Origin of the sequence: Pseudomonas sp. 39004 (genome assembly GCF_028682155.1) — a bacterium.
GTDB lineage: Bacteria > Pseudomonadota > Gammaproteobacteria > Pseudomonadales > Pseudomonadaceae > Aquipseudomonas > Aquipseudomonas capeferrum.
In genome coordinates this window covers 1-24,439 of sequence record NZ_JANIAG010000050.1, presented here as the reverse complement: position 1 = coordinate 24,439, position 24,439 = coordinate 1, and the positions used below count along the sequence as shown (strand labels likewise).

Below are 24,439 nucleotides of genomic sequence, written 5' to 3'. Positions count from 1 at the left end.
TAATTACTCGAACCAGTGGGCTCGGGCGGCCATGATCAACTTGCCGGCACGCTCTTCGTCGATGCCGTCGATGTCGAGCAGATCGTCGATCGACTGCTCGGCCAGGTCTTCGCGGTTAACCACGCCGCGCACCGCCAGTTCCGCCGCCAGGTCCTTGTCCATGCCCTCAAGGGAGAGCAGGTCTTCGGCCGGATGGGCGTCTGCCAGTTTTTCTTCGGTAGCGATGGCCTTGGTCAACAAACGGTCCTTGGCTCGAGCGCGGAGCTCATTGACGATATCTTCGTCAAAGCCATCGATGTTGAGCATTTCTTCCAACGGTACGTAGGCAATTTCTTCGAGGCTGGTAAAGCCTTCGTCGACCAGCACTTGGGCCAGCTCCTCGTCGACTTCCAGTTCATCGATGAAATTGCGCAGGATGTCACCGGTTTCTGCTTGCTGCTTGGCCTGGATGTCCTTTTCGGTCATCACGTTCAAGGTCCAGCCGGTCAACTGACTGGCCAAACGAACGTTCTGACCGCCACGGCCAATGGCCTGGGCAAGGTTGTCTTCGGCGACGGCGATGTCCATGGCATGGGCATCCTCGTCAACGATAATCGCCGCGACTTCGGCCGGCGACATGGCGTTGATGACGAACTGCGCCGGGTTATCGTCCCACAGGACGATATCCACACGCTCACCACCCAACTCTCCGGATACGGCTTGGACGCGCGAACCGCGCATGCCGATACAGGCACCTTGCGGGTCGATGCGCTTGTCCTTGGAGCGGACGGCGATCTTGGCTCGCGAACCCGGATCACGGGAGGCAGCCATGACTTCAATGAGGCCCTCGGCAATTTCCGGCACTTCAATGCGGAAAAGCTCGATCAGCATCTGTGGCGCAGTGCGCGACAGGATCAGCTGGGGGCCACGGTTTTCAGTGCGGATTTCCTTGAGCAGCGCACGCAGGCGCACGCCAACCCGGAAAGTCTCGCGGGGAATGATGTCTTCGCGAGCCAGCAAGGCCTCGGCGTTGTTGCCCAGGTCAACGATGACGTTGTCGCGGGTAACCTTCTTGACGGTACCGGAGATGATCTCGCCTACGCGTTCGCGGTAGGCATCGACCACCTGGGCGCGCTCGGCCTCACGGACCTTCTGCACGATGACCTGCTTGGCGGTCTGGGCGGCGATACGACCGAACTCGATAGACTCGATCTTCTCCTCGATCACGTCACCGACCTTGGCTTCAGGGTGGGTCTCGTGGATCTTGCTCAACCAGGTCTCGATTGCCGGATCATCAAGATCGGCTTCATCGACCACGGTCCAGCGACGGAAGGTCTCGTAGCTACCGGTGTGGCGGTTGATTTCCACACGCAGGTCGACTTCGTCCTCAAAACGTTTTTTGGTTGCAGTGGCCAGGGCCACTTCCAGCGCTTCGAAAATGACGCCGGGCGGTACACCCTTTTCGTTGGATACCGATTCAACAACCAGCAGTACTTCTTTGCTCATCGTACGCCTCGCCTTGCGCAAGCCATTGGGCCCGGATAGTCCGCCGGGCCCGGCACGTCTCAGTCAAAACTGGGAATAATATTGGCCTTGTCGATCGAGTCGATCGGCAACAGGAACTCCTGGTCGTCCACCTGGACCACCACATCCTGCTCCTCCACACCGCGGAGAAGGCCCTGGAAGTTACGACGACCCTCGAAGGGTGAGCGCAGCTTGATCTTCACTTGTTCGCCGGCATGCGAGGCAAACTGTTCAAGCGTGAACAGCGGGCGTTCCATGCCAGGAGAAGAAACCTCTAGGGTATATTCAGAGCTGATCGGATCTTCCACATCGAGGACGCTGCTGACCTGACGGCTGACTTCAGCGCAGTCGTCCACCAGAATGCCGCCTTCCTTATCGATGTAGACACGTAGTACCGAATGCTTGCCCTGGGAGACGAATTCGATCCCCCAGCATTCGAAGCCCAGCCCCGTGACCACCGGGGCCAACAAGGCCTGCAACTGTTCTAGCTTGCTCGACACCTGAACCCCCTCGTGCATGCTGTGCAAATAAAAAATGGGCGAAGCGCCCATCCCTGAAAGCGCCGTTGGACAACGACGCCGAAAACTGTTCGGCTAGCAAAAAGCCCCTGAAAAGGGGCTCCGCTAAAGCTGGTTGCGGGGGCTGGATTTGAACCAACGACCTTCGGGTTATGAGCCCGACGAGCTACCAAGCTGCTCCACCCCGCGACAAAGCTGGGGCGAAAGTATAAGACCGAACCCCGTACGGGGTCAATCCGACCTCCACCTACAAGAAAGCCCGCATAAAGCGGGCTCTCTTGCTTCAATTGGTACCGAGAAGGGGACTCGAACCCCTACACCCTATGGGCACAACCACCTCAAGGTTGCGTGTCTACCAATTCCACCACCTCGGCAATACTACTTCTTGAAACCCGTTACTTCTGCTCTTCTGCCGGAGGAGGTACATCACCCGTACTCGGAGTGGCTTCGCTCTTCTGCTGTTGGAGCACCGGTACATCATCATTCACTGCCGGCTTTTGCTCTTTCACTTCCAACACTGCTGGATCTGGAAGGCCCGCCTGGGTCAGCTTGTGAGCTTGTTCCTTGGCGAAGTATCCTAACCCAAGTGCTGTCAAAAAGAAAGTGGCAGCGAGTATTGCAGTGAATTTACTTAGGAAGGTTGCAGAGCCTTGGCTTCCGAACACAGTATTTGAGGCACCTGCGCCGAAAGATGCACCTGCTTCCGCACCCTTACCCTGTTGCAACAGAACCAGCACTACTAGCGACAGCGCTGCCAACAGATGAAAAACAACGATGACTGTTTCCAGCATTTGTTCAGTTTCCTGCGGCGCGACAAATTGCACCGAATTCGTCTGCGTTCAGGGACGCTCCACCAATGAGCCCCCCATCGATATCCGGCATGCCGAACAGTTCGGCCGCATTGGCCGCCTTCACGCTGCCGCCGTAGAGCAGCTGCACCTTCGCAGCCACTTCAGCATCTTCTGCCGCCAACTGACCGCGGATGGCAGCATGCACATCCTGAGCCTGTTGGGGCGTGGCCGTAAGGCCAGTGCCGATGGCCCATACAGGCTCATAAGCAATTACTGCATTGGCAAAAGCCTTAACACCGAACGCTTCGATGATACTGCTTAGTTGACGCCCGACAACTTCGAGTGTCTTGCCCGCCTCGCGCTCTTCAAGGGTTTCCCCAATACACAGCACGGGCTTCAAACCTTTGGCCTGTGCGGCTGCAAACTTGCGGTTCAGCACTTCATCACTTTCGCCGATGACCTGGCGACGCTCCGAATGCCCAACCAACACCAACTTGCAGCCCACTTCGGCCAGCTGTTCCGGGCAAACTTCCCCGGTCAGCGCACCCTGTTCGGGTTGTACAGCAGAATTCTGTGCGCCGACAGTTATTTCTTTACCTGCCAGGCCATCGATCACTTGATTGATGAACAAGGCCGGTGGAAATACCGCGACTTCCACTCCGCTCGGCAGGGCAAGATTGCTCAAGCCCTCGGTCAGCTCAGCGACGCTGGCGCGGGTACCGTGCATCTTCCAGTTACCAGCTACCATAGGGCGACGCATGCTTTACCTCGTCGGTCAAAGTGGGCGCAGATCTTACCCAACCAGATCTGCGCTGGCAAGCGCCTTCAGACACAAACTTCGCCGACCAGTTTCGCCAGGGCTTCGGCATGGCCGCGAACCTGACTTTCGTCGTCGCCTTCGACCATGACCCGCACCAACGGCTCGGTACCGGACTTGCGCAGCAGTACGCGACCGCGACCGGCCATCGCCTCGGTGACCTTGGCACTGGCCTCCTGCACCGCAGGGTGCTCCAGAGGGTCGACCTTGCTTGCCCCATAGCGCACGTTGATCAGTACCTGAGGGCACTTGCGCAGGGCCTGACGGGCCTGGGCCAGTGTCTCCCCGCGACGCTTGAGGGCCATCAGCACCTGCAGCGCGGCGATGATCGCATCACCGGTGGTGGTGTGGTTGCAGCACACGACATGCCCGGAGTTTTCACCCCCGACCAACCACTCGCGCTCGAGCAGTTCGGCCATGACGTAACGGTCGCCGACCTTGGCCCGCACGAACGGGATATCCAGCTCCTTGAGCGCAAGTTCAAGGCCCAGGTTGCTCATCAGTGTGCCCACTACCCCGCCTTGCAGCTTGCCGCGGTCATGCAGGTCACGGGCGATGATGAACAGCAATTCGTCGCCGTCGACGATGGCACCCGTGTGATCGACCATCAGCACCCGGTCACCGTCGCCATCGAAGGCGATACCGAGGTCAGCATGGCCCACCAGCACGGCAGCCTGCAGCGACTCGATATGGGTAGAGCCACAGCCTTCGTTGATGTTCAGGCCATCAGGCTGAGCATTCAGAATGGTCACGTCGGCACCCAGTTCGCGGAACACGCTTGGCGCGACCTTGTACGTGGCGCCATGGGCGCAATCGACCACCAGCTTGAGGCCGTCGAAGCTGGTGCTCGAAGGCACGCTGCTCTTGCAGAACTCGATGTAGCGGCCAGCCGCATCGTTGATGCGCGAGACCTTGCCCAGCTTGCCCGACTCGACCACCGTCATCGGCTGATCGAGCAACTCTTCGATCATCAACTCGACTTCGTCAGGCAGCTTGGTGCCCTGGCCAGAGAAGAACTTGATGCCGTTGTCGTCGTGCGGGTTGTGCGACGCGCTGATGACAATGCCGGCTTCAGCGTGGAAGGTACGCGTGAGGTAGGCGATGGCCGGGGTCGGCATCGGCCCGAGCAGCATCACATCGGCACCGGCCGCAGAAAGCCCGGCCTCGAGCGCAGATTCGAACATGTAACCGGAAATACGCGTGTCCTTGCCCACCAGTACACGGCAATGGCCCTGCTTGCGGAAAGCCATGCCAGCCGCCCAGCCGAGCTTCAGCATGAAGTCCGGCGTGATCGGGAATTCGCCGACGCGGCCACGAATGCCGTCGGTACCAAAGTATTTTCTGCTCATAGCGACTCCAATGTTCTTATTCGGCGTTTTGCACGGCAGCGATCATGCGTACTACATCGACAGTTTCGGCCACATCATGGACGCGAAGAATACTCGCTCCCTTGGTCATGGCCAACGCAGCCAGCGCCAGGCTGCCGTACAAACGCTCGCCGACCGGACGATCCAGCGTCAGGCCGATCATGCTCTTTCGTGAAACACCCACCAGCAGTGGGCGCCCAAGGCGATAGAGCGCTTCCATGTGCTTGAACAGGCTCAGGTTGTGCGCCAGTGTCTTGGCGAAACCGAAGCCTGGGTCAAGAATGATTCTGCTTGCATCGATGCCCGCCGCAGCGCAGGCGGCCATCCGTTGTTCAAGATATCGCGTAACGTCCGCTGTCACATCATCGTAATGCGGGTCGTCCTGCATATTGCCCGGCTCACCGCGCATGTGCATCAGGCACACCGGCAGACCGGTATCGGCCGCCGCGTCCAGGGCACCATCGCGCTCCAGCGCGCGTACGTCGTTGATCAGCCCAGCCCCCAGCCGCGCAGACTCACGGATGACCGCAGGCGTGGAGGTATCGACCGAAATGACCACATCCAGGCGGCTATTGATTGCCTCGACCATCGGCGCCACGCGCTCGATTTCTTCGGTCACGGACACGGCACGCGCCCCAGGGCGAGTCGACTCGCCACCGATGTCGATCAGCGTGGCGCCTGCGGCGACCATCGCTTCGGCATGCCGCAGCGCAGCGTCGCGCTGGCTGAAGCGCCCGCCGTCAGAGAAGGAGTCGGGGGTGATATTGAGGATACCCATGACATGGGTACGCGACAAATCAAGAACCCGGTTGCCGCAAGGCAACCGGGTCGGGTACTGCACTGAACTCATAGATGCCCTTAGTGTTGAGCCGCTGGGCCGCCAATCGGCGATTCCGGGCGATCACCCTGGGCTGCCGGGGTACCCGAAGCCGAGTCACCATCCCAATCGCGAGGTTCGCGCGGGGCACGACCATTCATGATGTCGTCGATCTGGTCGGCATCGATGGTCTCGTACTTCATCAGCGCTTCAGCCATGGCATCGAGCTTGTCACGGTTGTCGGTGAGCAGCTGCTTGGCCGTGGCGTAGCACTGGTCGATGATGCTGCGCACTTCCGAGTCGATCAGCTTGGCGGTTTCACCCGACACGCTGGCGTGCTGGCTGCCGGCGCTACGGCCGAGGAACACCTCGCCTTCTTCTTCGGCATACATCAACGGGCCGAGCTTCTCGGAAAGGCCCCACTTGGTGACCATGTTCCGGGCAATCTGGCTGGCACGCATGATGTCGTTGGAGGCACCAGTGGTGACACCGTCGAAGCCCAGGGTCATTTCTTCGGCGATACGGCCGCCGTACAGCGAGCAGATCTGGCTGATCAGCGCACGCTTGGACAGGCTGTAACGGTCTTCTTCAGGCAGGAACATGGTCACACCCAGGGCACGACCACGCGGGATGATCGAAACCTTGTAGACCGGGTCATGCTCAGGCACCAGACGACCGACGATGGCGTGACCGGCTTCGTGGTAGGCGGTGTTCTGTTTTTCTTTCTCGGACATGACCATGGTCTTGCGCTCGGCGCCCATCATGATCTTGTCTTTGGCCAGCTCGAACTCTTTCATTTCGACCAGGCGCTTGTTGGAGCGAGCAGCGAACAACGATGCTTCGTTGACCAGGTTGGCCAGGTCGGCACCGGAGAAGCCTGGGGTACCACGGGCAATGACCGCCGGGTTGACGTTCTCGCCGATCGGCACCTTGCGCATGTGCACCTTGAGGATCTGCTCACGGCCGCGGATGTCCGGCAGGCCAACCACCACCTGGCGGTCGAAACGACCAGGACGCAGCAGTGCCGGGTCGAGGACGTCCGGACGGTTGGTTGCGGCGATGACGATGATGCCATCGTTCATCTCGAAGCCGTCCATCTCTACCAGCAGCTGGTTGAGGGTTTGTTCGCGCTCATCATGACCACCGCCCATACCGGCGCCACGGTGGCGACCCACGGCGTCGATTTCGTCGATGAAGATGATGCACGGGGCGTGCTTCTTGGCCTGCTCGAACATGTCGCGCACACGGCTGGCACCGACACCGACGAACATTTCAACGAAGTCCGAACCGGAAATGGTGAAGAACGGCACTTTCGCCTCACCGGCAATGGCCTTGGCCAGCAGGGTCTTACCGGTACCCGGTGGGCCGACCATCAACACGCCGCGAGGAATACGGCCGCCGAGGCGCTGGAACTTGCCCGGGTCACGCAGGAATTCGACCAGCTCGCCGACTTCTTCCTTGGCTTCGTCGCAACCCGCGACGTCTGCCAGGGTGGTCTTGACCTGGTCTTCGGACAGCAGGCGCGCCTTGCTCTTGCCGAAACTCATCGGCCCGCCCTTGCCGCCCGCGCCGCCTTGCATCTGGCGCATGAAGAACATGAATACCGCGATGATCACCAGGATCGGGAAGCTGGCTACCAGCAACTGAGTCCAGATGCTCTGCTGCTCGGGCTGCTTGCCTTCGACGACCACGTGGTTGTCGACCAGGTCGCCGATCAGGCCATTGTCGGTAATGGCCGGGCGCACGGTCTTGAAGCTGTCGCCGTCAGCGCGCTTGCCTGTAATGATGTAGCCGTCGACGGTCACACGCTCGACTTTCCCGTCTTTGACCTGTTGGATGAAGTCGGAGTAGTTGAGGGTCTGCGGCTCGTTAGGGCTTGAGAAGTTGTTCATCACTGTCACCAGGACAGCTGCGATGATCAACCACAGGATCAGATTCTTTGCCATGTCGTTCAATTCGCTACCCTCTGAGGCCGGCGCACGACGCAGCCGTGCCTCGCATGATATTCATCGCCCTAACTTACTACATTACCTACGCATCCGCAGGCACCGTCTGTAACCCTTTGTGAAACCTAGACTACACGAAGTTCGGACGATCCTGACGGGCTGGCCGATTGGAATTAACTATCAGCCACCCCGTAGCACGCCTTTCACACGCCTTTGAAACCTTTACCCAGCAGGTACTGCTCACGCGAGCGATCCCGCGAAGACGACGGCTTGCGCATCTGCACCTTGTCGAACTTGGTGCGAACGTCCTTCAAGTACATGTCGAAGCCTTCGCCCTGGAAAATCTTGATCAGGAAGTCACCACCAGGCTTCAGCACGCGGGTTGCCAGGTCAAGCGCCAACTCACAAAGGAACATGGCGCGCGGCATGTCCACTTCAGGCGTACCACTCATATTGGGGGCCATGTCGGAAATCACAAGGTCTACATGCGAATCGCCGACCGCTTCCAGAATCTGCTGCAGCACTTCATCGTGGGTGAAGTCACCCTGAATGAAGGTCACGTCCGGGATCGAGTCCATTTCCAGGATATCGGAGGCAATCAGACGGCCCTGGCCACCAATCAGACGACTGGTCACCTGCGACCAGCCTCCTGGGGCTGCGCCGAGGTCGATCACACTCATGCCCGGGCGGATCAACCGGTCCTTTTCCTGGATCTCAAGCAGTTTGTAGCTCGCACGCGAACGGTAGCCATCCTTCTGCGCTTGTTTGACGAAAGGGTCGTTAAAATGCTCACGCAGCCAGTTAGCGCTGCTTTTGGAACGTTGTACCACGGGGCACCTCGATGATATGCGTCGTGATTGACTGGGCGGAGCCGGGGGCCCTCGGGTAAAATGCCTGTCAATTTTACAGAATCAGACGGAAAGGGTCAGATTATGCCGCTCAATAACGAGCAGAAGAAGCAATACAAGTCCATTGGTCATGACCTGAAGCCGGTCCTGATCGTTGCTGGCAACGGTGTTAACGAAGGCGTTGCCGCCGAACTGGAACGCGCACTCGCCGATCATGAACTGATCAAGGTCGAGATTCGCTCCGAAGATCGTGAAGAACGCGCTGCCGCCATTGCCGAGTTGTGCAAGGTCGGCCGTGCTGAACTGGTGCAGACCATCGGCAAGAAAGCGCTGATCTACCGCAAGAACCCACAGCCGAACAAGCAGCTGTCGAACATCCACCGCTTCAAATAATAGCGGCTCCGATCAGTGGCGCGCCTTGCGCGCCCTGACCGGTACTGGCTGGGCCACCAGCACGATGCCGGAAAAACCCAGCACCAGGAAACAGAACATCTGCCAGCGCTCACCCACGGATATACCGTAGCGCAAGGTGTAATACCCCACGCAGGCACCAAAGCCGAGCAACAGCATCTGGCCACGGAACTGTCGCCACCAGGCCGCCAGGCCATCCACCCTCGCCAATACCGCCAGCTGGGTCAACAAGCCAAGCAAGGCCACGCCAATCAACCAGCGGTCGATCTGCCCGGCAATATCCTGCACCAGCAGGGGCGCCAGGCCACTGACCTTGAGCGCGGGCACCAGCCCCACATGAAACACCCACAAGCCGCCGACCCAGAAAACCTGGGCCAGCTGCCAGAGGATCCCTTCAAGGGATGGCGCCCGCAGGCGCCGGTCAGATGTGCTGGACTTCGACAATCTCGTACTCGACCGTGCCACTTGGCGTCTTGATGACGACGATATCACCTTCTTCCTTGCCGATGATGGCACGGGCAATCGGCGCGCCTGCCGACAACTTGCCCAGCTTGATGTTGGCTTCGTCTTCACCCACGATCTGGTACTTCACGCGCTCGTCGGTTTCGGTATTGGCCAGCTCGACGGTGGTGCCGAAAATGACCTTGCCGGTGTGCGGGATTGAGGTCACATCGATCACCACCGAGTTCTGCAGGCGGCCTTCGATATCGCGGATACGCGCCTCGACCATGCCCTGCTCTTCACGGGCGGCATGGTATTCGGCGTTTTCCTTGAGGTCACCCAGCTCGCGTGCTTCACCGATAGCCTGGCTCAGCCGCGGGCGCTCGGTCTTGCTCAGGAACAGGTGCTCCTCTTCCAGGGCGCGAGCGCCCTGGACGGTCATCGGGTATTTGGTAATGCTCATGCTTTGAGTCCTGCATGCAGATCCTGCAAGCGACGAACGGTCTTCTCGGGACCAAACTTCAGCGCTTCGCAGATGGCTTCACCGGCCGCAATGGTGGTGGTGCAGTAAATCTTGTGCTGCAGCGCATTGCGACGAATCGAGTAGGAATCAGCGATCGACTGACGGCCTTCGGTGGTGTTGATGATCAGCGACACTTCGTCGTTCTTGATCATATCGACCACGTGCGGGCGACCTTCGGTCACTTTGTTCACACGGCGCACTTTCAGGCCTGCCGCCTCGATAACCTTGGCGGTGCCGGCAGTGGCAACCACTTCGAAGCCCAGGGCGATCAGGTCGCGGGCAACGCCAGCCACTTGTGGCTTGTCGTCGTCACGCACGCTGATGAACGCGGTACCGCCGGTTGGCAGCACTTCGCTGGCACCCATCTGAGCCTTGGCGAACGCTTCACCGAAGCTGTCACCGACGCCCATGACTTCACCGGTCGATTTCATCTCAGGGCCGAGGATCGGGTCAACCCCTGGGAACTTGGCGAACGGGAAGACGGCTTCCTTGACACTGTAGAAGTTCGGGATGATTTCTTTGGTGAAACCGATCTCTTTCAGGGTTTTACCCGCCATCACGCGGGCGGCAATCATGGCCAGCGAGGTGCCGATGCACTTGGAGACGAACGGCACGGTACGCGAAGCGCGCGGGTTGACTTCGATCACGTAGATCTTGTCGCCCTGCAGGGCCAGCTGAACGTTCATCAGGCCGACAACGCCCAGCTCCAAGGCCATTTTCTTGACCTGTTCGCGGACTTCGTCCTGCACGTGAGCCGGCAGCGAGTACGGTGGCAGCGAGCACGCCGAGTCACCGGAGTGAACGCCGGCCTGCTCGATGTGCTGCATGATCGCGCCGATCACCACGTCGGTGCCGTCGCAGACCGCATCCACGTCCATCTCGATGGCGCAGTTGAGGAAGTGGTCGAGCAGCACCGGGCTGTCGTTGGACACCTGTACGGCTTCACGCAGGTAGCGCTTGAGCTCGTCCAGCTCGTAGACGATCTCCATGGCGCGGCCACCCAGTACGTACGACGGGCGCACGACCAGTGGGTAACCGATACCGCCAGCGGCACGGATGGCCTCGTCTTCGCTGCGCACGGTCGCGTTTGGCGGCTGCAGCAGGTTCAGGCGCTGAACCATCTGCTGGAAGCGCTCGCGGTCTTCGGCGCGGTCGATGGCGTCCGGGCTGGTACCGATGATCGGTACGCCAGCTTCTTCCAGGGCGCGTGCCAGTTTCAGCGGGGTCTGGCCGCCGTAGTGAACGATCACGCCCTTCGGCTTCTCGACACGGCAGACTTCCAGCACGTCTTCCAGGGTCAGCGGCTCGAAGTACAGACGGTCGGAGGTGTCGTAGTCGGTGGAGACGGTTTCCGGGTTGCAGTTGACCATGATGGTCTCGTAACCGTCTTCACGCAGCGCCAGGGCCGCGTGCACGCAGCAGTAGTCGAACTCGATGCCTTGGCCGATACGGTTAGGGCCGCCACCCAGGATCATGATCTTGTCGCGGGTCGACGGGTTGGCCTCGCACTCTTCCTCGTAGGTCGAATACAGGTAGGCGGTGTCGGTGGCGAACTCGGCAGCGCAGGTGTCGACGCGCTTGTAGACCGGGAACACTTCCAGCTTGTGGCGGTGACGACGCAGGTTCTTGTCGGTAATGCCAAGCAGCACAGCCAGGCGCTGGTCCGAGAAGCCTTTGCGCTTGAGGCGCAGCATCATGCCTTTATCGATGGCCGACAGGGCCAGGGTCTTGACCTTCTCTTCTTCCTTGATCAGGTCTTCCATCTGAACCAGGAACCACATGTCGATGCCGGTCAGGGCGAAGATCTCTTCGCAGGTCATGCCCGAACGCATGGCGTCGGCCACATACCAGATACGCTCGGCGCCCGGCACGGTCAGCTCGCGCTTGAGGATGCTGGCCGCTTCGGCGCTGGCCAGGTCAACTTTCGGGTCCAGACCGCAAACACCGACTTCCAGGCCGCGCAGGGCTTTCTGCAGGGATTCCTGGAAGGTACGGCCGATGGCCATGACTTCACCCACGGATTTCATCTGGGTGGTCAGGCGGGCGTCGGCTTTCGGGAATTTCTCGAAGGCGAAACGTGGCAGCTTGGTGACGACGTAGTCGATCGACGGTTCGAACGACGCCGGGGTACGGCCGCCGGTGATGTCGTTCTGCAGCTCATCGAGGGTGTAGCCGACAGCCAGCTTGGCGGCGATCTTGGCGATCGGGAAGCCAGTGGCCTTGGAGGCCAGGGCCGACGAACGCGATACACGCGGGTTCATCTCGATCACGACCATGCGGCCGGTGTCTGGGCAGATACCGAACTGCACGTTGGAACCGCCGGTTTCGACACCGATTTCACGCAGCACCGCCAGCGAGGCGTTGCGCATGATCTGGTATTCCTTGTCGGTCAGGGTCTGTGCTGGGGCAACGGTGATCGAGTCGCCGGTGTGCACGCCCATCGGGTCGAAGTTCTCGATCGAGCAGACGATGATGCAGTTGTCCTTCTTGTCGCGGACCACCTCCATCTCGTATTCCTTCCAGCCGATCAGCGATTCGTCGATCAGCAGCTCTTTGGTCGGCGACAGGTCCAGACCACGGGCGCAGATTTCTTCGAACTCTTCACGGTTGTAGGCGATGCCACCACCGGTGCCGCCCATGGTGAAGGACGGACGGATGATGCATGGGAAGCCGAGCTTCTCGAGGACCGCATTGGCCTCCTCCATGCTGTGGGCGATACCGGAACGCGGGCATTCCAGACCGATGTCTTTCATCGCCTTGTCGAAGCGCGAACGGTCTTCTGCCTTGTCGATGGTGTCGGCGTTGGCGCCGATCATCTCTACGCCGAACTTTTCCAGAACGCCGTGGCGCTCCAGGTCCAGGGCGCAGTTCAGTGCGGTTTGGCCGCCCATGGTCGGCAGGACGGCGTCAGGGCGCTCCTGCTCGATGATCTTGGCCACCGACTGCCATTTGATCGGCTCGATGTAGGTGGCGTCGGCCATGGCCGGGTCGGTCATGATGGTGGCCGGGTTGGAGTTCACCAGGATGACGCGATAGCCTTCCTCGCGCAGGGCTTTGCAAGCCTGGGCGCCGGAGTAGTCGAATTCACAGGCCTGGCCGATCACGATCGGGCCAGCGCCGAGAATCAGGATGCTTTTGATGTCTGTACGTTTTGGCATGGTTGTCACTCAAATCCGCGGGTCAGTCGGCAAGCCGTCTTGAACAATCTGGGTCAGGCGCTTCCGGGCGCGGCGCGAGCCGGCCCGGGGCCTTGATGCAGGATGCTCAGCGGCGCTTGGCCATGGCATCGATGAAACGATCGAACAGTGGCGCGACGTCAGTCGGGCCTGGGCTCGCTTCAGGGTGGCCCTGGAAGCTGAACGCGCTCTTGTCGGTGCGCTCGATGCCCTGCAGGGTACCGTCGAACAGCGACTTGTGGATGGCGCGGACGTTGCCCGGCAGCGTGGCTTCGTCAACGGCGAAACCGTGGTTCTGGCTGGTGATCATGACCACGCCGGTGTCCAGGTCCTGGACCGGGTGGTTGGCACCGTGGTGGCCGTGGCCCATCTTGACGGTCTTGGCGCCGGAGGCCAGGGCCAGCAGCTGGTGGCCGAGGCAGATACCGAATACCGGGATCTCGGTTTCAAGGATTTCCTTGATGGCCTGGATGGCGTAGTCGCAAGGCTCCGGATCACCAGGGCCGTTGGACAGGAACACGCCATCAGGGTTGAGTGCGAGCACTTCGCTGGCCGGGGTCTGAGCAGGCACCACGGTCACGCGGCAGCCACGAGCAACCAGCATGCGCAGGATGTTCAGCTTGACGCCGTAGTCGAAGGCGACCACGTGGTAAGGCAGCTCGGAAGCTTCCAGGGTCGGATGGCTGTCGGTTTTCAGTTCCCACACGCTGGAGCGCCACTCGTAACGCTCTTTGGTGGAAACGACCTTGGCCAGGTCCATGCCCTTGAGGCCCGGGAAGGCGCGGGCAGCGGCGATGGCGGCTTCTTCGCTGATGTTGTCACCGGCGAGGATGCAGCCGTTCTGAGCGCCCTTTTCACGCAGGATACGGGTCAGGCGACGAGTGTCGATGCCGGCGATGGCAACGACGTTGTTGGCCTTGAGGTAGTCAGGCAGCGACTGGGTGTTACGCCAGTTGCTGGCCAGCAGCGGCAGGTCACGGATGACCAGGCCGGCAGACCAGACACGGTTCGACTCGGCGTCTTCCGGGGTGGTACCAGTGTTGCCGATGTGCGGATAGGTCAGGGTAACGATTTGCTGGGCGTAGGAAGGGTCTGTAAGGATTTCCTGGTAGCCGGTCATAGCGGTGTTGAACACCACCTCACCAACGGTCTGACCGTCGGCACCGATGGCTTCACCGCGAAAAATACTGCCGTCGGCAAGGGCGAGTATGGCTGGCTTTGTCAAGAAGACCTCCCGTAAATCAAGCATGAAAGGGCGATCGCAGGTTGCAAAAAAGCGGAGTGACGTATGGACACGTCACCCCGCTTTCATGTGCTGAATTCAATTCGCTGCGCGCTTTTAGTGGACACACTAAAGCTGTAGCTTACAGAAAAGTGCGTTTTCGGTCTACCGTATATGTGTCTCTAAAACACATGATTGCGACAGAATCGATGAAGCGTGGCGCGCCCCGCGAAGGGCGCGCCGCCGAGATCACCTGGTCAGTGCAGCCCCAGCACGTCCTGCATGTCGTACAGCCCCGGCTCACGCCCATCCAGCCACAGCGCGGCACGCACCGCACCCTTGGCGAAGGTCATGCGGCTCGAGGCCTTGTGGGTGATCTCCACCCGCTCGCCTTCGGCGGCGAACAGCACGGTGTGGTCACCCACCACGTCACCGGCACGCACCGTAGCGAAGCCGATGGTCTGGCGATCACGCGCACCGGTCTGGCCTTCGCGGCCATACACGGCCACTTCCTTCAGGTCACGCCCCAACGCCTGAGCCACCACTTCACCCATGCGCAGCGCAGTACCCGACGGCGCATCGACCTTGTGCCGGTGGTGCGCCTCGAGGATCTCGATGTCGACCTCGTCGCCCAGTACGCGCGCTGCGGTGTCCAGCAGCTTCAGGCACAGATTGACGCCAACGCTGAAGTTGGCGGCAAAGACGATCGGGATATCCTTGCCCGCTTCGACCAGCAACGCTTTCTCTTCCGGCGTAAAGCCAGTAGTGCCAATGACCATGGCCTTGCCCGCCTTGCGGCAGAACGCGAGGTTCTTCAGGGTCACCGAAGGGTGCGTGAAGTCGATCAGCACGTCGAACTCGTCCACAACCTTGACCAAGTCGTCGGAGATCGGCACGCCAATACGACCCAAGGCCGCCAACTCCCCTGCATCAGCCCCTACCAGGCTGCTGTCAGGGCGATCGATCGCCGCCGTCAAACCCGCCTGAGGCGCTTGGTGCTGCACAGCTTCGACAAGGGTCTTGCCCATCCGCCCTGCCGCGCCCATTACCGCAATACGTCGCATAACCTGTTCCTTGTCAGAGATCGCCGAAGAAGCGCTTCACGCCATCGAACCAGCCATTGGCCTTGGGCGAATGGGAGCTGTCGCCTTCCAGCGAATCACGCAGCTCTTCGAGCAGCTCGCGCTGGCGACGGCTGAGGTTGACCGGGGTTTCCACCGCCACACGGCACAGCAGGTCACCTGCCCCACCACCGCGTACCGGTGCCACACCCTTGCCGCGCAGACGGAACTGCTTGCCGGTCTGGGTGCCTTCCGGGATCTTCAGCTTCACCCGGCCATCGAGGGTCGGCACTTCCAGCTCGCCACCCAGGGCAGCGTCGGTGTAGCTGATCGGCACTTCGCAGTACAGGTGCTTGCCATCGCGCTGGAAGATCTCGTGCTCACGCACGTTGATGACCACGTACAGGTCGCCAGTCGGGCCACCATGGGTACCGGCCTCGCCCTCGCCCGACAGGCGAATGCGGTCACCGGTATCGACACCTGCCGGCACCTTGACCGACAACGTCTTGTATTCCTCGACACGGCCTTCGCCGTGGCACGCACCGCAAGGGTCGGTGATGATCTTGCCCTGGCCATGGCAGCGCGGGCAGGTCTGCTGCACCGAGAAGAAGCCTTGCTGCATGCGCACCTGGCCGATACCGCCGCAGGTCGGGCAGGTCGACGGGGTCGAGCCCTTCTTCGCGCCGGAGCCATCACAAGGGTTGCAGTTGACCAGAGTAGGAACGCGGATACTGACCGTGGTGCCACGCACCGCTTCTTCCAGGTTCAGCTCCAGGGTGTAACGCAGGTCGCTGCCACGCTGGGCGCCACCGCGCGAGCCGCCACGGCCGCCACCGAAGAAATCACTGAACACATCGCCGAAGATGTCGGAGAAGTTGGCACCACCGAAGCCGGCACCACCGCCACCCATGCTAGGGTCGACGCCGGCATGACCATACTGGTCATAGGCCGCGCGCTTGCTGGCATCGGACAGCACTTCGTAGGCCTCGTTGGCCTCCTTGAACTGCTCTTCCGACTCCTTGTCGCCCGGGTTGCGGTCGGGGTGGTACTTCATCGCCAGGCGGCGATAGGCCTTTTTGAGATCACCTTCGTTGGCGCCACGCTCGACACCCAGGACCTCATAATAATCACGCTTTGCCATAGGTCATTTGCACTCTTGAGGGCGTTCGACAGAGCGCTGCGCATAGGCGCATGGGCGCTGTGCCGTAAGCACCTGCCGCGCGAATGCGTCCTGACAGATGCTGTAAAAATTCGCGTATTCCAGACACACCAACGCGGGAGCAAGCCCCCGCGCGGCGACATCCTACCAGCTCACCGCCAAACGGCGGTGAGCTGGCCGACAACATGCAAAAATTACTTCTTGTCGTCGCCTTTTACTTCTTCGAACTCGGCGTCAACCACGTCATCGTGCTTGGCTTCCGGCTCGGCCTGCTGCGCGCCGCCCTGAGGCTGTTCGGCTTGCTGCTCGGCGTACATCTTCTGAGCCACTGGCGCGGAGACCTTGGACAGCTCTTCGACCTTGGCGTCGATCGTGGCCTTGTCGTCGCCTTTGACAGCGGCTTCCAGGGCAACGACTGCCGCTTCGATGGCGGTTTTCTCTTCAGCGGTGACCTTGTCACCTGCATCAGCGACCATCTTGCGGGTCGAGTGAACCAGTGCATCACCCTGGTTACGGGCAGCGGCCAGCTCTTCGAACTTGCGGTCTTCCTCGGCGTTGGCCTCGGCGTCACGCACCATGCGCTCGATTTCGTCATCGGACAGGCCGGAGTTGGCCTTGATCACGATCGACTGGGTCTTGCCGGTGGCCTTGTCTTTCGCGCCGACGTGCAGGATGCCGTTGGCGTCGATGTCGAAGGTCACTTCGATCTGTGGAACACCGCGTGGTGCTGGCGGGATCTCGGCCAGGTCGAACTTGCCCAGCGACTTGTTGCTCGAAGCCTGCTTACGCTCACCTTGCAGCACGTGAATGGTCACGGCGCTCTGGTTGTCGTCGGCAGTCGAGAACACCTGCGACTTCTTGGTCGGGATGGTGGTGTTCTTCTCGATCAGCGCAGTCATCACGCCACCCATGGTTTCGATACCCAGGGTCAGCGGGCTGACGTCCAGCAGCAGTACGTCTTTCACGTCACCGGCCAGAACTGCACCCTGGATAGCGGCGCCCATGGCGACGGCTTCGTCCGGGTTGACGTCCTTGCGGGCTTCCTTGCCGAAGAAGTCGGCAACGGTTTTCTGTACCAGCGGCATACGGGTCTGACCGCCGACCAGGATCACGTCGTCGATCTTGCTGGCGTCGATGCCGGCATCTTTCAGCGCGATGCGGCAAGGCTCGATGGTGCGCTGCACCAGGCCTTCAACCAGCGACTCCAGCTTGGCGCGGGAGATTTTCACGTTCAAGTGCTTAGGACCGGTGGCATCTGCAGTGATGTACGGCAGGTTGACGTCGGTCTGCTGCGCGGACGACAGCTCGATCTTGGCCTTTTCAGCGGCTTCTTTCAGGCGCTGCATGGCCAGCGGGTCGCCCTTCAGGTTCATGCCGGACTCTTTCTTGAACTCCTCGACGAGGTAGTCAATCAGCAGCATGTCGAAGTCTTCGCCACCCAGGAAGGTGTCGCCGTTGGTAGCCAGTACTTCAAACTGGTGTTCACCGTCGACTTCGGCGATTTCGATGACCGAAACGTCGAAGGTACCGCCACCCAGGTCATAAACGATGACAGTGTGGTCGCCCTTGGCTTTGTCCATGCCATAGGCCAGTGCCGCAGCGGTCGGTTCGTTGATGATGCGCTTTACGTCCAGACCGGCGATGCGGCCGGCGTCTTTGGTGGCCTGACGCTGGCTGTCGTTGAAGTAGGCCGGCACGGTGATGACCGCTTCGGTGACAGGCTCGCCGAGGTAGTCTTCGGCGGTCTTCTTCATCTTTTTCAGGACTTCGGCGCTGATTTGCGGCGGCGCCATTTTCTGGCCGTTGACTTCGACCCAGGCGTCACCGTTGTCGGCCTTGGCGATTTTGTACGGCACCAGCTCGATGTCTTTTTGCACCACTTGCTCTTCGAAGCGACGGCCAATCAGGCGCTTCACTGCGAACAGGGTGTTGTGCGGGTTGGTGACAGCCTGACGCTTGGCAGACTGGCCTACCAGGATTTCGCCATCGTTGGCATAGGCCACGATCGAAGGGGTAGTACGCGCACCCTCGGCGTTTTCGATGACTTTGACGTTACCGTTTTCCAGGATGGAGACGCACGAGTTGGTGGTCCCCAGGTCGATACCGATGATTTTACCCATGTTAACTCTCCCGAAACTTGAATTTGGTTAGCAGCGACTACTTTGGCCAACTGCGGTAATACTTGAAGGCTTGACACCTAGATGGGGTTGCCCCGACAGATTTCAAGCCTTTTCATTGATCGAAGGCTGAGCTGCGCTCGGCGCCTTGCTGACCACCACCATGGCGGGGCGCAGCAGGCGGCCGTTGAGCAGGTAGCCTTTCTGGAACACCTTGAGCACGCTGTTAGGCTCGACCTCGGCGCTTTCTTCCATGGCCATGGCCTGGTGGTGCTCGGCGTTGAACGGTTCGCCATGCGGGTCGACAGCCTCGAGGTTGTAGCGCTTGAGGGTGTCGTGGAACATTTTCAGGGTCAGCTCGATGCCTTCACGCATCGGCTTGATGCTTTCGTCGTCGGCATTGGACAGCTCCAGGCCACGCTCCAGGCTGTCGATCACTGGCAGCAGGTCGCCAGCGAACTTTTCCAGGGCGAACTTGTGCGCCTTCTCCACATCCTGCTCGGCGCGACGGCGCACGTTCTGCAAGTCGGCAACGGCGCGCAGCGACTGATCCTTGGCGGCGGCCAGCTGTTCCTCGAGCTCCAGAACACGGGCGCCGACATCTGCTGCACCTGCCTCTTCGACGTTAAGGTCTTTCTCATTCAGCTGTTCGTCAGCCATTGGGTCTCTCCTGCGCAGATTTCTGGATTGCGAGCCAGGCTCGCCTTTGTTGTCGGCTATATGGGGCCGGAAAAACCAGCTTCAAGGGGCAACATGGTTTTCCCGGGCGGATGAGAATGTGCGAGCGGGCATTGTCAGGGTAGAAAAAAGTACTGTATAAATAACCAGACCTGTCCCTTCGGGAGCCGCCCCCATGCTGCTGCACCTGTCCATTCACAACTACGCCATCGTCGAGCACCTTGACCTCGAACTTGCCCGCGGCATGTCCGTCATCACCGGCGAGACCGGCGCAGGCAAATCGATCATGCTCGACGCCCTCGGCCTGGCCCTCGGCGACCGTGCGGACAGCGGCGTGGTGCGCCCCGGCGCAGACAAGGCAGACATCCTCGCCACCTTCGACCTGGCAGATATCCCCGAAGCGCGCACCTGGCTTGCCGAGCGCGACCTGGACAACGACGGCCCGTGCATCCTGCGCCGGGTGATCACCGCCGAAGGCCGCAGCCGCGGCTACATCAATGGCACGCCCTGCCCGCTGGGCGACTTGAAGTCGCTCGGCGAGCTGTTGATCGACATCCACAGCCAGCACGAGCACCAGTCGCTGCTCAAGACCGACACCCATCGGCGCCTGCTGGACGAATATGCCGGCGCCATCGACCTGGCCCGCCAGGTGCAACTGGCCGCCAAGCGCTGGAACCAGACCCGCCTGGAGCTGGAGCGCCTGTCCAATTCAGGTGACGAGCAGCGCGCCCGCCACCAGCTGCTCAGCTATCAGCTGGAAGAGCTGGACAACCTCGGCCTGGGCGAAAACGAGCTGGAGCAGCTGGAGCAGGAACACAAGAACCTGACCAATGCCGAGGCCCTGTTCGGCATCTGCCGCCAGGTCATCGACCAGTGCAGCGAGAGCGACTCGGGCAATGTGCTCAGCGCCCTCACCGCCAGCCTCAACCGGCTGGGCGCCGCAAGCAACTCACCGAAGGCCTTGGGCGAGGCCGCCAACCTGATCGCCAGTGCGCAGATCCAGGTCGAAGAAGCCGTGGGCGAGCTCAACCGCTTCCTCGATCACTTCGACGCCGACCCAATGCGCCTGCAGGCCCTGGAAGAACGCCTCGACACTATCTATACCCTGGCCCGCAAGCACCGCGTGCACCCCACCGAACTGCCCCACCTGCAGCAACGGTTGATGGAAGAACTGGAAGGCCTGAACGCCAGCGACGAGTCGATCGAGCGCCTGGGCGAAGAACTGGCGGCCTATGCCCAGCATTACAAGGACCGTGCGCGCGAACTGAGCGCCTTGCGCCAGCAGGCCGCCCAGCAACTGGCGGTGGCCGTGGAACTGGAGGTCCAGCGCCTGGGCATGCCGGGCGGGCGCTTCTGTATCGAACTGATCCCTAACGAGGGCAACGACCTGTCGCCCCACGGCCTGGAGCAGATTGAACTGCTGGTAAGCGCCAACCCGGGGCAACCGCTCAAAGGCCTGGCGAAAGTGGCCTCGGGTGGTGAGCTGTCACGCATCAGCCTGGCCATCCAGGTGATCACCGCGCAGACCTCACGCATCCCTACCCTGGTCTTCGACGAAGTGGACGTGGGCATCGGCGGCCCCACCGCCGAAATCGTCGGCCAACTGCTGCGCCGGCTGGGTGAGCGCGGCCAGGTACTGACCGTAACCCACTTGCCTCAGGTTGCGGCGCAAGGGCACCACCACCTGTTCGTGCACAAGGTGCGCCACAGCGACACCACCCACACGGCGGTGGCCAGCCTGGGCAAACGCGAACGGGTCGAGGAAGTGGCGCGCATGCTCGGCGGCATCGACCTCACCAAGGAATCCTTGGCGCATGCGCGCAAGATGGTGGTCAGCGGCAAGGCGTGAGCCCCTGCCCCCCAGCATTTTCCTGCAGCACAAAGCACAAAGGCGACCCGAAGGTCGCCTTTGCTATTTATAACGATCGAAATCGTTACTTTTTCTTACGCACGTACAGGACCAGATTGTGGTCCACCAGCTCGAAGCCATGCTCGGCCACGATCTCGCGCTGACGCTTCTCGATTTCAGCGTCCATGAACTCGATGACTTCACTGGTTTCCACGTTGACCATGTGGTCGTGGTGACCGCCATCCGCCAGCTCGAAGACTGCGTGGCCGCCGTCGAAGTTGTGGCGAACCACCAGACCCGCCGCTTCGAACTGGGTCAGCACGCGGTAGACGGTGGCCAGGCCAACGTCCTCACCAGCTTCCATCAAGGCCTTGTAGACATCCTCGGCACTCATGTGACGCTGCTCGGTAGAGTCGAGCATCTGAAGGATCTTTACTCGAGGCAGGGTAACCTTGAGACCGGCTTTGCGTAATTCGCTATTTTCAACCATGGTCAGCTTTCTCGCCGATGCTGCTTCGCAGCTTCTCTTAATACGGGTATGATCGGGGTTTACGTTGTCCAGCCAAGATAGTGGAAGTCGCCCACCGATGCAAAACACCAAGCTCTTGCTAACCAGCCTCACCCTAGTGGGACTGCTCGCACTCGCCGGTTGCTCGTTTCCCGGGGTTTACAAAATCGACATCCAGCAGGGCAATGTCGTCACGCAGGACATGATAGACCAATTACGCCCGGGAATGACCCGACGGCAAGTAAGGTTTATCATGGGCAACCCCCTGATTCAGGATACGTTCAACACCAACCGTTGGGACTACCTGTACAGCCTGCAGCCTGGTGGCGGAAAACGCCAGCAAGAGCGCATGAGCATTTTCTTCAACGAGGGCGACCAACTGGTCAGCCTGTCGGGCGACTTCATGCCAGGCGTGAGCCGCGACCAGGAAATCCTCGGTGGCAGCAGTGACACCACTGTCAGCCCTGCGGCTCAGCCAGAGCAGGCTACGCCTCAGCCTGAAGAGAAACCGGCCAAGCCGGGTTCGGTGGAAGAATCCATCCAGCGCGAAATCGACACCATCGAGGCCACGCCGGTCCCGACACCAGCACCGCTGGAAACCTCCCCGCAATAAACGCGGGTGGCATTAAAAAGCCCGGGCCTAGGCCCGGGCTTTTTCGTTTGCGGCCAGCACTCAGCTATTCAGCTGCTTGGCACGCTGGCAGAAGGCATCGACCAGGGTGTTGGCAGCCTGATTGAACAGCGGCCCCAACGTGGCCCGCACCAAGGGGCCGGCATAGTCGAAAGACAGGTCCAGGCTGATTTTGCAGGCCTTCTCGCCCAACGGTTTGAACACCCACACGCCATGCAGCTGGGAGAACGGCCCCTCCTCCAGGTTCATTTCGATGGATTGGCCCGGCACCAGCACATTGCGCGTGACGAAATGCTGGCTCATGCCGCCCTTGGCCACCTCGAGCTTGGCCCGCATGTGCGTGTCGCTGGCCTCGATCACGGTAGCGGCAGAGCACCACGGCAGGAACTGCGGGTAGCTGGCCACGTCATTGACCAGATCATAGAGCGCCTGGGCGGGATACGGCAGCAGGGCGGAGCGTTGAATATGGGTAGTCATCCAGGCGTCACTTCCAAGGCTGGGTGGCGGCGCTTCGCAGCGTGCCGAAAACAGGTTCTGTACCTACGACAGGGCCTGTATTGTCCGGTATTCATTGCGGTGGCTCAAGCACACCGAAATCCCATAGCCGACGACGCATCGAGTTGCCTATAATGCCGCCCCTATGGCTAAACAAAAGAAACATCCGACCGGGACCATCGCGCAAAACAAGAAAGCGCGACACGATTACTTCATCGAACACAAGTTCGAGGCCGGGCTGGTCCTGTCCGGTTGGGAAGTAAAGAGCCTGCGGGCCGGCAAGGCGCACCTGACCGACAGCTATGTGCTGCTCAAGGATGGCGAAGCCTGGCTGTTCGGCAGCCACATCACCCCGCTGACCACGGCCAGCACCCACGTCATCGCCGACCCCATCCGCTCGCGCAAACTGTTGCTGAACAAGCGCGAGCTGGAGCGTGTGGAAGCGGCGGTGGCGCAGAAGGGCTACACCTGTGTGGCCTTGGCGCTGTACTGGAGCAAGCACCTGATCAAGTGCGAGATCGCGCTTGGCAAGGGCAAGAAGGAATTCGACAAGCGCGACACCGTGCGCGAACGCGATTCCAACCGCGAGCTGCAGCGTGCCGTGCGGAACAAGGGCAAGGAAGACTAGATTCCGCCCTTGCGCGCTTGCTGTAGGAGCGGCCTTGCGTCGCGAAAGGGCCGCAAAGCGGCCCCCGGATATCAGCGGCGACGCACAAATCCGGGGACTGCTACGCAGTCCTTTCGCGACGCAAGGCCGCGCCTACAGGAGGCGCATCAGCATTGACCGCTTAACGTCCGCTGCGTCGCTCTGCCCGCGCCACGCGCTGCGCCTCTTCGTGCGCCTCTTCCAGCACCTCCTGCACATACAGAATGTGCCGGCTGGAAACCTCCCGCGCATCCTCCGCCCTGCCCTCGACAATCGCCAGGTACAGCTCCCGGTGCTGACTGATCAGCATGTCCCGGGTTTCGGTCCGCTGTTGGTACATGCCGCCGATGTTGGTCACCACGTTGCGCTTGAGCAGGTCGAACAAGCCGCGGATGGTATGCAGCAAGACCGCGTTATGGCTGGCCTCGGCAATCGCCAGGTGAAAGCGCGCATCCGCTGCGCCCTCCTCAGCCCGCGTCACCTGGTCAACCCGGGTGTAGCAGTCCTGCAGCGTGTCGAAGGCTGCCTTGAGCCGTGCACGGTCCGGCTCGGTGGCGCGCTGGGCCGCGTAGTACGCGCAGGACGCCTCCAGGGTATGACGAAACTCAAGCAGGTCACGCTGCGCCTCGGGGCTGTGCTCCAGCAACTGCAACAGCGGGTCGCTGAACGTCGAGCCCAGTGACTCGGCGACGTAATTGCCACCGCCCTGGCGGCTGATCAGCAGCCCCTTGGCCACCAGCTTCTGGATGGCCTCACGCAGTGACGGGCGCGACACACCGAACTGCTCGGCCAGAACGCGCTCGGCCGGCAGCCGCTGGCCCGAGGTCAGCGTGCCTTCGAGAATCATCCCTTCCAACCGATCGACGATGTCGTCGGACAGGCGCCGTTGGCGGACCTGATCAAAAACCATCACAT

Annotated in this window: 23 protein-coding genes and 2 tRNA genes; 4 read left to right on the top strand and 21 right to left on the bottom strand. The window is 60.9% G+C overall.

Annotation, left to right across the window (positions count from 1 at the left end; all coding sequences use genetic code 11):
- Positions 1–3 precede the first annotated feature (3 nt).
- From nusA to rlmE, 10 genes are all read right to left on the bottom strand, one after another.
- Entirely contained in the window at positions 4–1,485 is a 1,482-nt protein-coding gene (gene nusA / locus NP534_RS11465; RefSeq protein WP_027595024.1) for a transcription termination factor NusA, read from the bottom strand.
- Positions 1,486–1,544: 59 nt separating this feature from the next.
- Positions 1,545–2,003, bottom strand: coding sequence for a ribosome maturation factor RimP (gene rimP, locus NP534_RS11460; RefSeq protein ID WP_033702568.1), 459 nt, complete (start codon positions 2,001–2,003; stop codon positions 1,545–1,547).
- 130 nt (positions 2,004–2,133) lie between these two features.
- Positions 2,134–2,210: transfer RNA gene (locus tag NP534_RS11455), tRNA-Met, on the bottom strand.
- Between the two features lie 99 nt (positions 2,211–2,309).
- Positions 2,310–2,395, bottom strand: a tRNA-Leu gene (locus tag NP534_RS11450).
- A 21-nt stretch (positions 2,396–2,416) separates the two neighbouring features.
- Positions 2,417–2,812: a preprotein translocase subunit SecG gene (gene secG / locus NP534_RS11445; protein ID WP_047583813.1), complete on the bottom strand. Its 396-nt coding sequence runs from the start codon at positions 2,810–2,812 to the stop codon at positions 2,417–2,419.
- A gap of 4 nt (positions 2,813–2,816) precedes the next feature.
- Positions 2,817–3,572, bottom strand: coding sequence for a triose-phosphate isomerase (tpiA, locus tag NP534_RS11440; RefSeq protein WP_033701590.1), 756 nt, complete (start codon positions 3,570–3,572; stop codon positions 2,817–2,819).
- Positions 3,573–3,637: 65 nt separating this feature from the next.
- The gene (glmM, locus tag NP534_RS11435; RefSeq protein ID WP_274098762.1) at positions 3,638–4,978 is read right to left on the bottom strand and encodes a phosphoglucosamine mutase; all 1,341 of its coding nucleotides are present in this window, start codon (positions 4,976–4,978) and stop codon (positions 3,638–3,640) included.
- Positions 4,979–4,994: 16 nt separating this feature from the next.
- Entirely contained in the window at positions 4,995–5,846 is an 852-nt protein-coding gene (gene folP / locus NP534_RS11430; RefSeq protein ID WP_274098761.1) for a dihydropteroate synthase, read from the bottom strand.
- A gap of 8 nt (positions 5,847–5,854) precedes the next feature.
- Positions 5,855–7,759, bottom strand: a complete 1,905-nt coding sequence (gene ftsH, locus NP534_RS11425; RefSeq protein WP_033701593.1) for an ATP-dependent zinc metalloprotease FtsH — start codon at positions 7,757–7,759, stop codon at positions 5,855–5,857.
- A gap of 203 nt (positions 7,760–7,962) precedes the next feature.
- Positions 7,963–8,589 (bottom strand): 23S rRNA (uridine(2552)-2'-O)-methyltransferase RlmE, encoded by a 627-nt coding sequence (gene rlmE / locus NP534_RS11420; RefSeq protein WP_033701595.1) that lies wholly within the window; start codon positions 8,587–8,589, stop codon positions 7,963–7,965.
- A 102-nt stretch (positions 8,590–8,691) separates the two neighbouring features.
- Here rlmE and NP534_RS11415 point away from each other — a divergent pair, with 102 nt between their 5' ends.
- Positions 8,692–9,000 (top strand): YhbY family RNA-binding protein, encoded by a 309-nt coding sequence (locus NP534_RS11415; protein ID WP_027595032.1) that lies wholly within the window; start codon positions 8,692–8,694, stop codon positions 8,998–9,000.
- Positions 9,001–9,012: 12 nt separating this feature from the next.
- Here the strand turns inward: NP534_RS11415 and NP534_RS11410 are convergent, their stop codons facing one another.
- From NP534_RS11410 to grpE, 8 genes are all read right to left on the bottom strand, one after another.
- Positions 9,013–9,462, bottom strand: a complete 450-nt coding sequence (locus tag NP534_RS11410; protein WP_081874760.1) for an MFS transporter — start codon at positions 9,460–9,462, stop codon at positions 9,013–9,015.
- Entirely contained in the window at positions 9,440–9,922 is a 483-nt protein-coding gene (gene greA, locus NP534_RS11405) for a transcription elongation factor GreA (RefSeq protein ID WP_077068663.1), read from the bottom strand. The genes NP534_RS11410 and greA overlap by 23 nt, the downstream gene beginning before the upstream one ends.
- On the bottom strand, positions 9,919–13,140 hold the full coding sequence (gene carB / locus NP534_RS11400) for a carbamoyl-phosphate synthase large subunit (protein WP_033701599.1): 3,222 nt from the start codon (positions 13,138–13,140) through the stop codon (positions 9,919–9,921). Before carB ends, greA begins: the two co-directional genes overlap by 4 nt.
- 106 nt (positions 13,141–13,246) lie before the next feature.
- Positions 13,247–14,383 (bottom strand): glutamine-hydrolyzing carbamoyl-phosphate synthase small subunit, encoded by a 1,137-nt coding sequence (carA, locus tag NP534_RS11395; RefSeq protein WP_274098760.1) that lies wholly within the window; start codon positions 14,381–14,383, stop codon positions 13,247–13,249.
- Between the two features lie 254 nt (positions 14,384–14,637).
- Positions 14,638–15,444 (bottom strand): 4-hydroxy-tetrahydrodipicolinate reductase, encoded by an 807-nt coding sequence (gene dapB / locus NP534_RS11390; RefSeq protein ID WP_047583812.1) that lies wholly within the window; start codon positions 15,442–15,444, stop codon positions 14,638–14,640.
- Between the two features lie 13 nt (positions 15,445–15,457).
- Positions 15,458–16,582, bottom strand: a complete 1,125-nt coding sequence (gene dnaJ / locus NP534_RS11385) for a molecular chaperone DnaJ (RefSeq protein ID WP_033701606.1) — start codon at positions 16,580–16,582, stop codon at positions 15,458–15,460.
- Between the two features lie 212 nt (positions 16,583–16,794).
- A complete protein-coding gene (dnaK, locus tag NP534_RS11380; protein ID WP_274098759.1) occupies positions 16,795–18,720 on the bottom strand; it encodes a molecular chaperone DnaK in 1,926 nt (641 codons plus the stop codon).
- A 102-nt stretch (positions 18,721–18,822) separates the two neighbouring features.
- Positions 18,823–19,377: a nucleotide exchange factor GrpE gene (gene grpE, locus NP534_RS11375; protein ID WP_274098758.1), complete on the bottom strand. Its 555-nt coding sequence runs from the start codon at positions 19,375–19,377 to the stop codon at positions 18,823–18,825.
- A gap of 193 nt (positions 19,378–19,570) precedes the next feature.
- On the opposite strand from grpE, the gene recN reads away from it, so the two are divergent.
- Positions 19,571–21,244 carry a DNA repair protein RecN gene (gene recN, locus NP534_RS11370; RefSeq protein WP_274098757.1) on the top strand — a complete coding sequence of 558 codons (1,674 nt, stop codon included), beginning with the start codon at positions 19,571–19,573 and terminating at the stop codon, positions 21,242–21,244.
- 85 nt (positions 21,245–21,329) lie between these two features.
- Here recN and fur read toward each other — a convergent pair whose 3' ends face one another.
- Positions 21,330–21,734: a ferric iron uptake transcriptional regulator gene (gene fur / locus NP534_RS11365; protein ID WP_019470441.1), complete on the bottom strand. Its 405-nt coding sequence runs from the start codon at positions 21,732–21,734 to the stop codon at positions 21,330–21,332.
- Between the two features lie 97 nt (positions 21,735–21,831).
- Here fur and bamE point away from each other — a divergent pair, with 97 nt between their 5' ends.
- Positions 21,832–22,365: an outer membrane protein assembly factor BamE domain-containing protein gene (gene bamE, locus NP534_RS11360; protein WP_033701613.1), complete on the top strand. Its 534-nt coding sequence runs from the start codon at positions 21,832–21,834 to the stop codon at positions 22,363–22,365.
- Between the two features lie 60 nt (positions 22,366–22,425).
- On the opposite strand, the gene NP534_RS11355 is transcribed toward bamE, so the two are convergent.
- Positions 22,426–22,860: a type II toxin-antitoxin system RatA family toxin gene (locus NP534_RS11355; protein ID WP_033701615.1), complete on the bottom strand. Its 435-nt coding sequence runs from the start codon at positions 22,858–22,860 to the stop codon at positions 22,426–22,428.
- A gap of 163 nt (positions 22,861–23,023) precedes the next feature.
- Here NP534_RS11355 and smpB point away from each other — a divergent pair, with 163 nt between their 5' ends.
- The gene (smpB, locus tag NP534_RS11350) at positions 23,024–23,506 is read left to right on the top strand and encodes an SsrA-binding protein SmpB (RefSeq protein ID WP_012312633.1); all 483 of its coding nucleotides are present in this window, start codon (positions 23,024–23,026) and stop codon (positions 23,504–23,506) included.
- A 160-nt stretch (positions 23,507–23,666) separates the two neighbouring features.
- Here smpB and NP534_RS11345 read toward each other — a convergent pair whose 3' ends face one another.
- Positions 23,667–24,434, bottom strand: a complete 768-nt coding sequence (locus NP534_RS11345; RefSeq protein WP_274098766.1) for an FCD domain-containing protein — start codon at positions 24,432–24,434, stop codon at positions 23,667–23,669.
- Positions 24,435–24,439 lie beyond the last annotated feature (5 nt).

Bases quoted from the DNA above. Each gene is read 5' to 3' on its own strand.
- folP (WP_274098761.1), bottom strand. From the start codon at position 5,846: ATGAGTTCAGTGCAGTACCCGACCCGGTTGCCTTGCGGCAACCGGGTT.
- NP534_RS11345 (WP_274098766.1), bottom strand. From the start codon at position 24,434: ATGGTTTTTGATCAGGTCCGCCAACGGCGCCTGTCCGACGACATCGTC.
- NP534_RS11355 (WP_033701615.1), bottom strand. From the start codon at position 22,860: ATGACTACCCATATTCAACGCTCCGCCCTGCTGCCGTATCCCGCCCAG.
- fur (WP_019470441.1), bottom strand. From the start codon at position 21,734: ATGGTTGAAAATAGCGAATTACGCAAAGCCGGTCTCAAGGTTACCCTG.
- NP534_RS11415 (WP_027595032.1), top strand. From the start codon at position 8,692: ATGCCGCTCAATAACGAGCAGAAGAAGCAATACAAGTCCATTGGTCAT.
- bamE (WP_033701613.1), top strand. From the start codon at position 21,832: ATGCAAAACACCAAGCTCTTGCTAACCAGCCTCACCCTAGTGGGACTG.
- grpE (WP_274098758.1), bottom strand. From the start codon at position 19,377: ATGGCTGACGAACAGCTGAATGAGAAAGACCTTAACGTCGAAGAGGCA.
- greA (WP_077068663.1), bottom strand. From the start codon at position 9,922: ATGAGCATTACCAAATACCCGATGACCGTCCAGGGCGCTCGCGCCCTG.
- carB (WP_033701599.1), bottom strand. From the start codon at position 13,140: ATGCCAAAACGTACAGACATCAAAAGCATCCTGATTCTCGGCGCTGGC.
- recN (WP_274098757.1), top strand. From the start codon at position 19,571: ATGCTGCTGCACCTGTCCATTCACAACTACGCCATCGTCGAGCACCTT.
- smpB (WP_012312633.1), top strand. From the start codon at position 23,024: ATGGCTAAACAAAAGAAACATCCGACCGGGACCATCGCGCAAAACAAG.
- secG (WP_047583813.1), bottom strand. From the start codon at position 2,812: ATGCTGGAAACAGTCATCGTTGTTTTTCATCTGTTGGCAGCGCTGTCG.
- dapB (WP_047583812.1), bottom strand. From the start codon at position 15,444: ATGCGACGTATTGCGGTAATGGGCGCGGCAGGGCGGATGGGCAAGACC.
- dnaK (WP_274098759.1), bottom strand. From the start codon at position 18,720: ATGGGTAAAATCATCGGTATCGACCTGGGGACCACCAACTCGTGCGTC.
- dnaJ (WP_033701606.1), bottom strand. From the start codon at position 16,582: ATGGCAAAGCGTGATTATTATGAGGTCCTGGGTGTCGAGCGTGGCGCC.
- tpiA (WP_033701590.1), bottom strand. From the start codon at position 3,572: ATGCGTCGCCCTATGGTAGCTGGTAACTGGAAGATGCACGGTACCCGC.
- nusA (WP_027595024.1), bottom strand. From the start codon at position 1,485: ATGAGCAAAGAAGTACTGCTGGTTGTTGAATCGGTATCCAACGAAAAG.
- glmM (WP_274098762.1), bottom strand. From the start codon at position 4,978: ATGAGCAGAAAATACTTTGGTACCGACGGCATTCGTGGCCGCGTCGGC.
- ftsH (WP_033701593.1), bottom strand. From the start codon at position 7,759: ATGGCAAAGAATCTGATCCTGTGGTTGATCATCGCAGCTGTCCTGGTG.